The following is a 13,574-nucleotide window of genomic DNA, read 5'->3' on the forward strand; positions in this document are numbered from 1 at the left end:
AGGTTTCGACCGATGCCAGCCGCTCCGCGCCTGCCATGGCTCAACCAACGGGGTGGCGTCGACCTAAGCGTCCGGGGAGTTGCCCCCTCCCGCCAATACGATGACGAAAGGAAGGGGCTCCCATGAGTGATTTCGCCGTCGAATACGGGGTACTGGCCGACTACGGGACGACCATGGGTGCGCGCACCCAGGAGGCGAGCCAGGTGTTCTCCTCCGCGCGGGTCGACTCCCCCAACACCGCGATGGGCGGCGGCATGGCCGCCTTCGCGGCACGCGCACTGCAGGGCCGCTACGAGGCGGCCACCCGCCGCGTCACGCAGCACCTGGGCGAGCATCCCTCCAAGCTGGTCGAATCGGCCAACAACTACCGCGACGCCGAGGACACCGGCGTCGGCCAGATCCGCGAGATGTTCGGAGGCTGACGATGGCGGGATGGGGAGACGGGCTGCGCTGGGACGCCGGCCCTATGGAGGCAGAGGCGTCAACGAACCGGCAGCGGGTCGCGACTCTCCAGGCGCAACACCAGGGTGTGCTCGCCATGCGTCCACCCGTCTGGTTCGGCAAGGCCGCCGACCGGTCACGGCAGGACTTCCGCCTGATGCTGCACCGCTGGGCCGAACTGGCCGACCTGCTCGGCCAGCAGGCCGAGATCGTCTCGGACGCAGCCGCAGAACTGCGTCGACTCCAGGCCGACCAGCGCGACCTGCAGCGCAACGCCGTGTCCAAGCGGTTCTCGATCGGCGACTCCGGCTGGGTGTCGTCGACCGCGTCGTTCCCCGCAAGCCTCGACCCGCGGCGCGCCTGGTGGTGGAGCGAACTCAGCGGCGCCGTCGTCAGCATCGTGCTGCGCCTCAACGGATTCGACGGCAGGACCGCATTCGCGCTCGGCAAACTGGTCGTCAACGACCTGCTCGACGGCGCGCAGCAGACCGCGATCGACTGGACCAACTCCGGCTTCGCGGGCGCGCAGGACCTGCTGAGCGGTGCCAACCAGTGGATGGTCGACGCGGCCGAGGTGCTGTGGCCAGACGCCGTCGGCCCCCTACAGGCCTGGCAGCGCGCGTCGAACGGCTTCATGGACGAGGCGGGCAGGCAGCCACGCTGGCTGCAGGAGATGCTCTACACCGGCAAGCTTCCGGCCCCCGCCGAGGTGCTCGGCCAGGGGTTGTATCTGGGGATGCACGGCATCGGCGACCTGACGGGAACCCAGTTCTTCGACGACGGCTCGCCGTACGTGCCGACGCTGCGCGGCACCGAGCAGATCAACGGCCCCGCGTCGGTAACAGACCTGGTCGCCAACCTCGATCGCCCCTACGACACCCGCGGACCGGACGACTCCGATCGCACCGACCGCCCCGCCGTCGAGGTCTCCGTCATCGAGGGCCACCCGCCCCGCTTCATCGTCAACGTGCCGGGCACCACCATCGGTATGGGAAGCATCAACGGCTGGACGGGCGACATCGAGGGCACCGACTGGCCCGCCGATGCCAAGGCCGTCGGCTACGGCGACTCCGCCGTCACGCAGTCCACCAAGGCCGCCATCGACATGGCGATCCGCGAGTACGAGTCGACGCACGGGCCGATCGAGCGCCCCAACATCCTGCTGACCGGCCACTCGCAGGGCGGCATCATCGCCGCTAACATCGCGGCCGACCCAGCGTTCACCGCGAGATACCAGGTCGACGGGGTGGTCTCGGCGGGCTCGCCCATCAACACGATCCCGATCAACCCTGACGTGCCCGTCCTGAACTTCCACCACACCACCGACGTGGTCCCGAAGCTCGACCTGGGCGGCGTCCACGACCAGCCCAACGTCACCGAGGTGCACCTGCCGCGGTGGACCGACCCGGGCACGGCGCACGGGGTGCCGACCTACGCCACCGACGTCGCCACCCACAGCCAGGGCAACGCCGACATCCAGCGCTTCAACGACCTGCTTGCGCCGTACCTGACCGGCCAGGGCAACGTCGTCACGTACCAGTACGACATCGGCCGGCAATGAGGCCGCGTATCCTCGCGACCATGGGTGTTCTGACCGGCCTGCTCACGCTGATCGGCTGCGCGCCGGAGGCGCTGGAGGACAGGCAGACCTGGGAGGCCGGGGTGGCCTCGGCCGCCGCCACGGTTCCTGGCGTCGACGCGGTTGAGGCGTCCTACGACGTCACCGGCGGGATGAGCGAGCGGCGAACCATGCTGGTCACCGCCAACGTCGAGGCGACCTCGACGCCCGAACTGACGCCGCTGGTCGACGCCATCGAGGAGGCCGTCGCGCCTGCCGTCGTGGGGCTGCCGGTGAAGGGGGCGACGCTGCGGATCAAGATCACAGGGCTGCCCTCGGCGGAGGGCGCGGGGAAGCCCACCGAGGCGCGCAGTATCCTGCTCGACGACCTGGCAACCAAGTACGACCTGCCCCGAGGATAAGAATGATCGAACTGCCCGACAGCCCCCTGCTGCTCGGCGTGATGCCGATGCTCGCCTGGGAACAGGCCAAGGACCGCTACCGCACCGGCGGTGCGCCGGACGAGGACCAGGCGGTCTTCCAGCAGGCGGCGGGTCTCTACCTGGAGGACGGCTCGCTGGAGCCTCGCTGGGCGGAGGCGTTGGGCGTGGCCGTCACCGCGAAGGCGGGCTTCGTGCTGGTGGCGACCATGGGTGACGTCGTGTTCCTCAGCACCGCGCACCTCGCGCCCGATCGGACGGTGGTCGCCCGCTCGCGCGCCGTCTCGGAGAACGGGCAGTTGACGAAGATGGAACCGGTGGTCGAGGTCACCCTCGCGCCCGCCGACCAGACGTGGGACTCGCTGGCACGGGTGCTCCCGCCTGCGCTCGCTGCGGGTCCGCGGGTCGGCGAGCGTCGCCCGGTCGCCCGGCCCGACGTCACTCCCCCGTCCGGCGTCGGCTCGACGATGGAGAGCATCGCCGCCTGGGACGGCGCACCCGAGGAACTGCGCCGCTCGGCCGAGGCTGCCCTGTCGCCCGACGCGACGCTGACGCTGACGTGGGGAGGGCCTGGAGTCGAGGGCCCGAACACACTGATGTGGTTCTGTCGCGGCGAGGAGATCTACCGCGTCGACCGCGAGCATTGGGACGCCGTCGAACCGGGCGACCTGGCAGCCGAACTCGTCGTCCTGGCCGCCGACCTGCGCGGCTGACCGCCCGGTCAGCGCGCCATCAACGCGTCCATCGCGACGCCCAGGCAGGCCGCGACCCGGTAGTCGACCCGGCTGTCCGGCACCGTCACGGTGTACTTGTCGCGCAGCGCGAACTGGCGCTCGATGCGGAGCAGTTGGTTGCCCTGGTCATCGTCGTAGACGAAGTGGATCGGCAGGAACGGGAAGTCGAGGAAGCGTCGCAGGATCGCGACCACCTGGTTCTCCTCCTGCCCCTTCCCCTCGTAGCCGGGTCCGCTGAGCAGGAACGTCGAGCGCAGCAGCGACGCCCCGAAGTCCTTCTTGAAGTAGCCGATCGGCTGGCCACCGCCGTCGGTGATGTCGTAGCCGGAGTTGAGGTCCATCACCTTGCGTGCCTTGAAACCGAACAGGGGCTGGGTGCGCGCCTCGTCGGCGTAGAACGTCACCTGTTCCTTGAGCGCCATCCGCTTCTGCTGCGCGAGCGCGATCAGGGCACCCTCCGTGCCGTCGGGGTTAGCGACGCGGATCTCGTAGCGGTTCACCATCATGGTGATGCGCTGCTTGATGTAGAACTTCGGATAGTGCTGCACGGATGCTCCTCTTGAGATGGACGGCCCGAAGGCGCGGATCAACGTAGCAAACCCCCAGGTCAGGGGCCGGTCTGCTCGTCGCGCGTCTTCCGCCGGCCCCGTAGGCTCGCCTTGAACGGGCCGACAAGGCGGGGCCCTGCGAGTCTCGTCTCCAGGCGGCGCGCCTCGCGCTTCAACGGCTGCGCGACCCATTCACCCAGGATGACACCGGAGGCGAGCGCGATGGCGACCGAGGCCGCCGTCATCATCGCCAGCAGTCCGGCGGCGGTGCTCGCCTCGGTGCCCTGCGTCAGCAGCGACAGGCCGCGGTAGATCGCAAGGCCGGGCAGCAGCGGGACGATCGCGGGGACCACGATCACCAGCGGCGGCACCTTCACCCTGCCCGCCACCGCGTAGGCGACCAGGCCGATGGCGAGCGCCGCGGCGCCGGCTCCCCATGGTCGCGCCAGGCCGAAGTTCGCGATCACGCGGTCCAGGCAGGCGGCGACCAGCGCGATGGCCGCGATCGGCGCGACGACCCGCCACGGGGCGTAGACGGCGACGGCGAAGGCCGCCGCGCAGGCGGCCGCGCCCAGCGCGAGGACAGGCATCTCCTCCCAGCCCGTGCGACCCGGTTCGAGATGGCCGATCTCCTGCCCAAGCAGCCCCGCGAGCGCGAGGCCGCCGCTGACGCCCGCGATGATGCCGGCGGTCGCCAACAGGGCCTCCATCATGCGCGCGGTTGCGGTGACGTAGAAGCCGGTCAGCGCGTCCTGCAGCGCCCCCATGAAGCCGATGCCTGCGAGCAGCATGACGATGTTGGCCGTCACGACGAGGCTCGGGTCGACCTTCAGCCCGGACGCCGCCGCGGCCACCGCGAACAGCGTCGCGACCCCGCCGCCGGCGACCTGGACGTAGAAGCCGGGCAGCCGCAGCCGAGACAGGAGCAACTGCACCCGGTCGATCGCCGCGGCAGCAAGGAAGGCGATGGCCGCGACGATGGGCCCGCCGCCGAGGAACACCGCGACGGCGCCGCACATGGCGCCGTTGGCGACGGTGACGACCCAGCGGGGCGCGGCGTGGGGGGTCGACACGACGGTCGCCATCCGGGAGCGCGCCTCCGTGACGTCGACGCGGTCCGCCACCACGTCGAGGACCAACTGGTTGACCACCGTCAGATCCTCGTAGTCGATGTCGCGGTGCGTGACCCGGCGCACCAGCGTCAGCGGCATCTGCTCGGGGTCGTAGGAGTAGCTCATGGACAGTTGGGTGAAGGTGACGTCGACCTCGGGCCGCGTGATCCCCAGGTGGTGCGCCACCGCCTGCATCGAGGCGACGACGTCGGCCGCACCCGCGCCGGAGGACAGCAGCACCTCGCCGATCCTCAGACAGAGGTCGAGGATCAGGTTGAGTTCCCGGACCTCCGGGTGGGCGCCGCCGACAGACATGGCGCCCATGTTTCCAGACGCCCGGGCGGACCCCGAAACCGCCCTGTCAGGAGCCGGTCGCTGGCGCCTTCGGATCGCCCACGACCGCTGCCGGGCCTCCGAGCTTGAGCATGTTCGGCAACTCGTTTCCGATCTGATCGTTCAAATGTGTCCCGGGAGGCAACGAGCAACCAAACATGCTCAACGCCCAACCCAACCACCGCGACGGCGCCCCGGGGAGAGAACGGAGAGTCTCCACCGAGGCGCCGTGTCTTGGGGCCGAGCGCGGGGGCGCTCAGGCGGGGTGCGGGGTCCTGCCCCAGTAGCCGTCCGGGGAGAACAGCCGTTCAAGGACCGCGTCGAACTGCCCGGTCTCGCACAGCAGTTCGAGGACGGTGTAGCGGGTGCGGATCATGTGCGCCTTGTGGTGCGTGCCCCGGAACCGGTCCCAGCCGATCCCGATCGACTCCGGATGGTTCGGCGCCCCTGCCGCGGCCAGCATCCCGGCGGCCCGCTCCGGCGTCACCAACTGGGCGGCGACCCGCTCCCGGATCCGCGGCCACGCGGCGACGATGCCCTCGAGCCTGGCGCGCAGGTCGTCGCCCTCCAGGTGCTTGGCGAGTGAGGTCTTCAGCGCCTCCTCCACGATCCGCTCGGGGAGCGCAGCCGTGACCCGATCGACGATGTCCTGACGGCTGGGCGCGGCCGCGACGACCGCGTCGACGTCTAGGCCCCCCAGGTCGAGCCGAAGGGCCTCCTGCCACATCGCGAGCGAGGCGACGGTCCCGACGCCGACCTTGTAGCCGTGGCTGAGCGGCGGCTCCCAGTCGAGGCCGCGCCCCTCCATCTCCCACGTGTGGGAGAACTGGTGGCCTGCCCCGGAGGCGGGGCGCGACGACTTGATGGCCTGCATCGCCAACCCCGAGAGCAGGTTGCCCTCGGCGAGGGCCTCGATGGCGGTGGGGTCGCCTGCCGCGACCCGGTCGGGCGAGTCGAGGGCGCCGCGCAGCGGTCCCTGCACAAGCGACCAGACGTGCTCGTCGATGGGTTCGATGCCGAGTTCGTCGGCGAGGATCCAGTCTGCGCCCGCGGGGATCTTCTCGATGAGGTCGCCGTAGCCGGTCGCCGTGAGCCGCGCCGGAGCAGCGGCCATGATGTCGAGGTCGGCGACCAGGCCTGCAGGCGCGGGGCAGTCGCGGGTGATCTTGAACCCGTCGACGGAGATCGCGGCCCCGTAGGCACTGAACCCGTCGACCGAAGCCGCGGTGCACACGTTCAGGTACGGGCGACCCAACTCGCCGGAGGCCAGTTTCGTGATGTCGTTGAGGGTGCCGGCGGCGATCGAGCAGGCGACGGCGTCGGGCAGTTTGGCCAACCGGTCGCGCACGACGGTGACGTTGCCGTAGTCGGCGTACAGCGTGGGGACGCCGGGGAAGATCAGGGGCTCGGCGGCCTGTTGGACGCCCGCCTCACGCAGGGAGTCGAGCACCGCCTCGCCCGCTGCTGCGTAGGTGTTCCCGTCGGCGACCACGAGCACCGGTCGGCCGGGGAACAGGTCCTTGAACATCTGCCCGGTGCGGCGCACCCCGCCCGGGCCGAACTCGATGGCCCGCGTCTCGTCGGCGGATTGCAGCGCGCGCTCGATCAACGACATGGAGGTCCTTTCGCCCGTCGTGACGGGCCGCGTGGCGGTCATCGGGAGCTCACCGTCGCAGGCTCGGGGATGAGTTGGTCGATGCTCTCGACGATGTAGGTGGGACGACGGTCCTCGGGAAGGGCCGAGACGTCGTCGAGGGTTGAGTCGCCGGTGAGCACGAGCGCGGACGCCATGCCCGCGCGGTGCGCCAGTTCGATGTCGGTGCCGAGCCGGTCGCCGACCATCACGCAGCGCGTCGGGTCGACGTCGAGGCCCGCGAGCGCCTGGGCGACCATGCTCGCGTCGGGCTTCCCTACAACCTGGCGGCAGGTGGTGCCGGTGCATGCCTCGATCGCCGCGACCACCGCGGCGCAGTCGGGCTCGCCGCGCCCGCCGGGGAACGGGCAGTACCTGTCGGGGTTGGTGGCGACGAGGAACGCGCGCTTGTGGAACCAGATCGCGTCGAAGGCGATCTGCAGCTTGCGGTACTCGAAGCCTCGGTCGTAGGAGGCGACCACGATGTCGATCTCGTCGGGGTCCTCGCTCATTGCGATCCCGGCGGCCTCGAAGGCCTCGATGAGCGGGCGCTCCGCGATCGGGAACACGACGGCGTCGGGGTGGTTGGTCGTCAGCCAGGTGGTCATGGTGGCGACGGTGTTGGCGATGTCGCCGATCGGGGTGGGCAGGCCGAGGCGCGCGAGCTTCTCGGCGTACTGCGCGGGCGCCTTGGTGGGGTTGTTCGACAGGAAGCGCACGGGGATGTCGCGTCCGCGGAGTTCCTCGATGAGGCGGCGGGCACCGGGGAGGAGGTCCTCGCCCAGGTAGATGGTGCCGTCCAGGTCGAAGAGATAGGCGTCGTGGAATCCGGTCGGGCGACCGAGCGCGATGGTCTCCATGCGTGTCCTTTCGTGAGTGGGGGCCGGGCCGGACGTTGCTTGTCCGGCCCGGCGCCGGTCAGCCGATCAGCGTCCAGGGGCCGTTCTGGCCTCCGGGCTCCTGATTCCGGGTCCACCACTGCGCGCTGTAGCGCTGGGAGCCGTGCACCACGACGTCGCCTGCGGTGAAGATCCTGCTCGGGGTCCAGACGGCAGCGCCGTCGGGGGCCGTGACGATCTCCTGCCATGGACCGTTGGGGTCGCCAGGCTGCTGTCCGCGCGTCCACCAACTGGCCTCCCAGGTGGACCCGTCGAATGGCACCCGGTCGCCTGCGGTGTAGACCGCGTCGCGCTGCCAGGGGTACTCGAAGTCGGCCGTGACGGTCGCGAACGGCGCGTTCGCGTCGCCCGTCCAGCTCTTCAGCGTGATGACGGAGCCCTGTCCGCCCGCAGACTTGGTCTGCTTGGCGATGTAGTACAGGCCGTTGTCGAGGCTCTGGATGCCGACGGAGGCGTCCTGGTTCCAGCCGCGGATCCCGGTGGCGGGATCCTGCAGGCCGTCGTCTGCCAGCGGCAGCAGCAGGCCCTTCTCGCCGCCGAGCCCAGTCAGGGTCTGCATCTTGGGCTTGTCCTTTGCGTCGACCGCGAACATCAGGTAGTTCGGGTACTGCGGCTTGGTGCCCTTGTAGACGCCCATCCACCAGCGCTGCAGGTAGGCGTCGTACTCGAGGTTCTGCACGCCGTAGGTGGTGTTGCCGGTGAAGACGAAGTACTTGCCGTCGACCTTCTTTGGCCCGACGCGGTGTGGGTCGGCCTCGGTGAGGGGACGCTCGAGGGCGGCCCACTTGGAGGTGTCGTACTGCAGCAGGACCTGGTGGTCGTTGTCGACGCGGTCGACGTTCTTGTAGATGCCGTAGGCGACGGTCAGGTACTGCTTGCCGTCGGCTCTGCCGAACTTCGGCCCGAAGGCGGTGCCGTCGATGCCGGAGGAGCCGTAGCGGTGGTCCGGGGTGTTGGCGATGTTGCCGTCGAAGTCGCCGTCGCCGTCCATGTCGGCCGCGTAGTCGTCGACGACCTCCTGCAGGTGCACCGTCGACACGACGTGCGAGTTCTGCGCGTCCATGCCGATCTCATCGATCTTGTCGACGTCGAAGATCGCGATGTAGAACGCCTCGGCGGCCTTGTACTCCAGCGATCCGTAGACGCGTCCGTCGGCGGGGTTGATGTCGAGGTCACCGAGGTGTCCGGTGAAGCCGCCGACGGTGCCGACGACGTTGCCCTGCAGGTCGGTCTTCACCAGCAGCGTGGTGAACGAGTAGTAGATGAAGCCCTTCTCGGCGTCGACGGCGATGCCTTGGACGTGGGACGTTGGCCAGGGGCCGTTGCTCAGTTCGAGTTCGAGCCCGTCGAACGAGTCGGCGGCGGCGGGCTGCGCAGGCGCGATGACGCCCGCAACTGCCAGCGCCGCGCCGAGCAGCAGTCCGAGCAGGCGGCGCTTCGGTGCGCGGCTGCCCGGTCGGTTGGTGGTTCCCATGATCGGTTGGTTCCTCCTGGGGGATGGGGGTGTCCTGATTGGGTAACGCGGGGGCCGACGCCCGATTCCGGGCATGCCAGGGCCAGGGTCGGTCGTGGGGGTCGATCCGTGACGGGATCGGGCACGGTGGGAGCCTGGGGCTCCCGTTCGGTCGCGGTCGCTCGTTCAGGAGCCGAGCGACCGCGACCGGTCATGGGGTGGGGTCAGCCGTTGACCTCGGTGAACACGTCGGTCCACTTCTCGACGATCTCGTCCCGGTGCTCGGTGAGCCATGCGACGTCGCGCTCGACCCACTTGACCTCGGAGGTCACGGGCAGGAACTCGGACTTCACCTCTGCCTTGGTGGTCATCCGGACGGTGCCGACCGCCTCACCGAAGGCCTGCTGACCCTCGGGGCTCATGATGTAGTTGATGACCTTCTTGGCGAGCGGCGCATTCGGGGCGCCCTTGATGACGGCGGTGCTGAACGCCGAGGCGCTGGTGCCGTTGTCGGGGTACTGCAGGCGGATGTTCTCCGCGCCGCTCTTGAGCAGCGAGGCGATGCCGTCCTCGTAGGTGAGGCCGACGACGTACTCGCCGTCCTCGACGCTCGCGAACGCGGCGGACGAGGAGCCCGCGATGACGATGTCATTCTCGAGCAGGCCGCGGATCATCTTCCAGGCCTCGTCGGAGTCGTTGCCGTAGACGGCCATGATGTTGGACAGGTTGTTCCACGCCGACGACGAGGACGTCGGGTCGGCCATCACGATCTTGCCCTTGAGCTTGGGATCGAGGAGGTCCTCGTAGCTCGTGATCGACAGGCCGAGTTCCTTCTCCAGGTTGTTGTTCACCGCGAAGGCGACGCTGGAGAGGTGGTCGACGTTGTAGAAGCCGTTGGGCGACTTGTACTGGTCCTGCACGTCGCCCTCGTGGTCGGAGAGCCAGTGCTCGAAGATCGCGGAGTGCTTGTCGCCGTCGGCGGTGTCGAGGCCGCCCCACATCATGTCGCCCTGCGGCTTGCCGGACTCGGACTGGATGCGGGTGGTGAGTTCGCCTGCGCTGCCGTTGACGATCTCGATGGAGATGCCGGGGAACTTCTCCTCGAGGAGCCCCTGGAGGACCTCGAGGTCGTTCTCCGTCATGGACGAGTACAGGACGAGATCCATGTTCTCGGGCTGGTCGCTGCTGCCACCGCCCGCGGTGTCGCCGCCTCCGCCGCCGCATGCGGCGAACGCGAGGCTCGCCGCAAGCGCGGTGCCTGCCGCGATGAGCTTCTTGAAGGACATCTGTTTCTCCTAGTGGTGGGTGTTGACGTGGTCGTCGTTGACGGGGTGGTTGGGCTACATCTGGATGTCTTCCTCCGCGGTGAAGCGGAGATAGATCAGCAGGATGACGGCGGTGAGGACGGTGAGGATCGCCGAGAAGGCGCAGGCCAGGCCGTAGTTGCCGCGGGAGATGGCGACGTAGGCGGACATCGTCAGCGTGATCGTCTTATTGTTGTAGAGCAGGATCGCGCTGGACATCTCGGTGACGATCGACACGAAGCTGAGGATCGCGCCGGAGGTGATGCCCGCGGCCATCATCGGGGTGGTGATCCGGAAGAAGGTCTTCATCTTCGAGGCGCCGAGGCTGCGGGCGGCCTCCTCCGCGGAGATCGGGATGTGCATCAGCGTGGCCGTCGCCGAGCGGATCGTGTACGGCATGCGTCTGATCACCAGCGCGATGATGATGATGGTGGCGGTGCCGGTCAGCGCGAGCGGCGGGCTGTTGAAGGCGAGCACCAGGCCGATGCCGATCACGGCTCCGGGCAGGATGTAGGGGATCATCGACAGCGTGTCGATCAGGTTGTTGGCGAAGTTGGCGCGCCGCACCACCAGGTAGGCGATCAGCACCGACATCACGATGATGATCGCGAGCGACGCGAACCCGAACCACAGCGTGTTCCAGGTGGAGCGCCACAGAAGGCGCGAGGCGGCGGCCTGGTAGTTGTCGAAGGAGTACCCGGGCAGGAACTTGCCCGAGTTCGAGTTCCGGAACGACAGGTAGATGATGTAGAGCTGCGGGAGCACGCCGAGCGCGACGAGGCCGTACATGTAGATGTACATCAGGACGCCGCCGATGCCGCGCGGCTTCTTCTTGTCGACGGGGCGGCTCGCCTTGATGGAGAAGTTGAACTTGCTCGTCGCGTACTTCTGGATCAGGAACACCGCGGCGGTGACCAGGACGCCGATCACGCCGATCGCGGCCGCGAAGTTGTGGTTCTGGCCGGTCTCGCCGAGGTACTGGTTATAGATCTCGACGGTGAAGGTGCGGTAGCCCTCGCCGATCAGCAGCGGTGTGCCGAAGTCGGCGAAGGCGCGCATGAACACGAGCAGCGACGCGGCGAGCACCGTCGGCATCGTGAGCCGGATCATGACCTGCCAGACGCGCTTGAGGCCAGTGCTTCCCATCATGGAGGCGGCCTCGAGCAGCGACGAGTCGATGGAGCGGAAGGCACCGTTCATGTAGACGCTGACAAGCGGGAACAGCTTGAGGCTGAGCACGAAGACGATGCCGCCGAAGCCGTAGATCGAGCCGACCGGGATGAACGGGAGGAACGTCTCGAGGAACTGGGTGACGAGACCGCCACGGCCCATCAGCAGGATCCAGGAGTAGGCGCCGATGAAGGGGGCCGACATGCACGACAGGACCGCGCCGACGAACAGGAACTTGGCGCCGCGCAGCTTGAAGTAGGTGTAGAAGTACGAGAACGGGATGCCGATGGCGAGCGAGACGAGCGTGACGGCGATGCTCAGCACGAAGCTGTTGCGGATGGTGCCGAGGTAGTAGGTCTTCGACAGGAACTGGACGAAGTACTTCCAGGTGAAGCCGCCGTCGCCGTCGATGACCGATTCCTTGAGCACGCCCCAGAGGGGATAGACGAGGAACAGCCCGAAGACGCCCAACATGAACAGCGTGACGAAGGTCCACACGTCGGGACGGAGGAGGCGCGACTTGGTGCGCACCCCGTCCTGGGGAACAGACAGGATGGTCACGATGCGACCGCCTCGGCGCCCTCGGAGACGGCGCGCTGGGCCTTGCCAGGCCAGCCGAGCAGGTTGCGCTCGCCGTCGGCGGTGTAGACGTTGATCTTGCGGACCTTGAGGTCGAGGAAGACCTGGGTGCCCGGCTCGAGCAGCCCCTCGATCTCCGACTCCTCGATGACCTCGACGGTGGTGCCGTCGTTGAGGTTGAGGACGTGATGGGTGTTGAGGCCAAGGAAGATCGAGTGGTCGACCGTCGCGGGGATGCCCGTGGTGGCGGTGCGGTCGAGGACGAACTGCTCGGGTCGGACGGAGACCTGGACGGCGCCCGCGACGCCCGGCTCGTCGACGATGCCGGGGACCACGAACTGGCCGCCGGCGACGGAGACGATGGCCTCGCCGTCGCGGAAGACGAGTTCGGCGGGCAGCACGTTGGAGCGGCCGATGAAGGTCGCGACGAACAGGTTGCTCGGGCGGTGGTACAGCTCGGGCGGGGTGCCGAGTTGCTGGATGATGCCGTCCTTCATGACCGCGATGCGGTCGGAGACGGCCATCGCCTCCTCCTGGTCGTGCGTGACGTAGACGGTGGTGGTGCCGACCTCGCGCTGGATCTGGCGGATCACGTCGCGCATCTCGATGCGGAGCTTCGCGTCGAGGTTCGACAGGGGCTCGTCCATCAGGAGGACGTCGGGGTTGGTGACGAGCGCGCGGGCGAGCGCGACGCGCTGCTGCTGGCCGCCGGAGAGCCGGTCGGGCATCTGGTCGGCCCAGCGGTCGATCTGGACGAGCTTGATGTACTCCTCGGCCTTCTCGCGGATCTGGTCCTTGGGGAACTTCATGTTGCGAAGGCCGAACTCGACGTTCTTGCGGACGCTGAGGTGCGGGAAGATCGCGTAGTTCTGGAAGACCATGCCGATCCGGCGCTTCGACGGCTCCATGTCGTTGATGCGGGTCTCGTTGAAGTAGAAGTCGCCGCCTTCAATGGTGTTGAAGCCGGCGATCATGCGCAGCATGGTCGTCTTGCCGCAGCCCGAGGGGCCGAGCATGGTGAAGAACTCGCCCGGCTGGATGTCCAGCGAGAGGCCCGGGATGATCGTGGTGTCGCCGTACTTCTTGACGGCGTCCCGGATCTTGATGTTGATGCTCACTGAAGCGCTCCACTCCACTTGAGGGTCGTGATCGGCGACCCGGCGTGCAGGGGCGAGGTGCCCTGAGGTCCGCTGAGCTGGTGAGGTGCCGACACGGTTGACCCTCCTTGGTCTTCGGTTGGATGAATGGGGCAGTTCGTCCTGCCCGACGTTCGATGACAGTACGCGTCGATCGCAGGCCTCCTCATTGGCTAGTTGGGCTCCCTGCTCATCTGAGCAATAACTAATCGGTAACGCCCGACCGGGTTGGGT

Annotated in this window: 12 protein-coding genes; 4 read left to right on the forward strand and 8 right to left on the reverse strand. The window is 68.3% G+C overall.

Annotation, left to right across the window (positions count from 1 at the left end; genetic code table 11):
• Window positions 1-122: 122 nt before the first annotated feature.
• From BW730_RS13330 to BW730_RS13345, 4 genes are read left to right on the forward strand one after another with little or no spacing between them, the layout of a single operon-like run.
• Window positions 123-422 (forward strand): hypothetical protein, encoded by a 300-nt coding sequence (locus tag BW730_RS13330; RefSeq protein ID WP_077686680.1) that lies wholly within the window; start codon window positions 123-125, stop codon window positions 420-422.
• 2 nt (window positions 423-424) lie between these two features.
• Window positions 425-2,002: a PGAP1-like alpha/beta domain-containing protein gene (locus BW730_RS13335; RefSeq protein WP_145952868.1), complete on the forward strand. Its 1,578-nt coding sequence runs from the start codon at window positions 425-427 to the stop codon at window positions 2,000-2,002.
• A 20-nt stretch (window positions 2,003-2,022) separates the two neighbouring features.
• A complete protein-coding gene (locus BW730_RS13340; RefSeq protein ID WP_077686682.1) occupies window positions 2,023-2,421 on the forward strand; it encodes a hypothetical protein in 399 nt (132 codons plus the stop codon).
• Window positions 2,422-2,423: 2 nt separating this feature from the next.
• Entirely contained in the window at window positions 2,424-3,152 is a 729-nt protein-coding gene (locus tag BW730_RS13345) for a hypothetical protein (RefSeq protein ID WP_077686683.1), read from the forward strand.
• 8 nt (window positions 3,153-3,160) lie between these two features.
• Here BW730_RS13345 and BW730_RS13350 read toward each other — a convergent pair whose 3' ends face one another.
• The 8 genes from BW730_RS13350 to BW730_RS13385 form a co-directional block, all read right to left on the reverse strand.
• Window positions 3,161-3,721: an LURP-one-related family protein gene (locus BW730_RS13350; protein WP_226996813.1), complete on the reverse strand. Its 561-nt coding sequence runs from the start codon at window positions 3,719-3,721 to the stop codon at window positions 3,161-3,163.
• Window positions 3,722-3,780: 59 nt separating this feature from the next.
• Entirely contained in the window at window positions 3,781-5,148 is a 1,368-nt protein-coding gene (locus tag BW730_RS13355; protein WP_226996814.1) for a threonine/serine exporter family protein, read from the reverse strand.
• 274 nt (window positions 5,149-5,422) lie between these two features.
• The gene (locus tag BW730_RS13360) at window positions 5,423-6,781 is read right to left on the reverse strand and encodes a sn-glycerol-1-phosphate dehydrogenase (RefSeq protein WP_193432343.1); all 1,359 of its coding nucleotides are present in this window, start codon (window positions 6,779-6,781) and stop codon (window positions 5,423-5,425) included.
• Between the two features lie 38 nt (window positions 6,782-6,819).
• Window positions 6,820-7,659 (reverse strand): HAD-IIA family hydrolase, encoded by an 840-nt coding sequence (locus BW730_RS13365; protein ID WP_077686686.1) that lies wholly within the window; start codon window positions 7,657-7,659, stop codon window positions 6,820-6,822.
• A 58-nt stretch (window positions 7,660-7,717) separates the two neighbouring features.
• Window positions 7,718-9,172: a carbohydrate-binding protein gene (locus BW730_RS13370; RefSeq protein WP_193432344.1), complete on the reverse strand. Its 1,455-nt coding sequence runs from the start codon at window positions 9,170-9,172 to the stop codon at window positions 7,718-7,720.
• Between the two features lie 203 nt (window positions 9,173-9,375).
• Entirely contained in the window at window positions 9,376-10,437 is a 1,062-nt protein-coding gene (locus BW730_RS13375; protein WP_077686687.1) for an extracellular solute-binding protein, read from the reverse strand.
• A 54-nt stretch (window positions 10,438-10,491) separates the two neighbouring features.
• Window positions 10,492-12,186 (reverse strand): ABC transporter permease, encoded by a 1,695-nt coding sequence (locus BW730_RS13380; RefSeq protein ID WP_226996815.1) that lies wholly within the window; start codon window positions 12,184-12,186, stop codon window positions 10,492-10,494.
• On the reverse strand, window positions 12,183-13,322 hold the full coding sequence (locus tag BW730_RS13385) for an ABC transporter ATP-binding protein (protein WP_077686688.1): 1,140 nt from the start codon (window positions 13,320-13,322) through the stop codon (window positions 12,183-12,185). Before BW730_RS13385 ends, BW730_RS13380 begins: the two co-directional genes overlap by 4 nt.
• Between the last annotated feature and the right edge of the window lie 252 nt (window positions 13,323-13,574).

The sequence above is a fragment of the Tessaracoccus aquimaris genome (genome assembly GCF_001997345.1).
Classification (GTDB): domain Bacteria; phylum Actinomycetota; class Actinomycetes; order Propionibacteriales; family Propionibacteriaceae; genus Arachnia; species Arachnia aquimaris.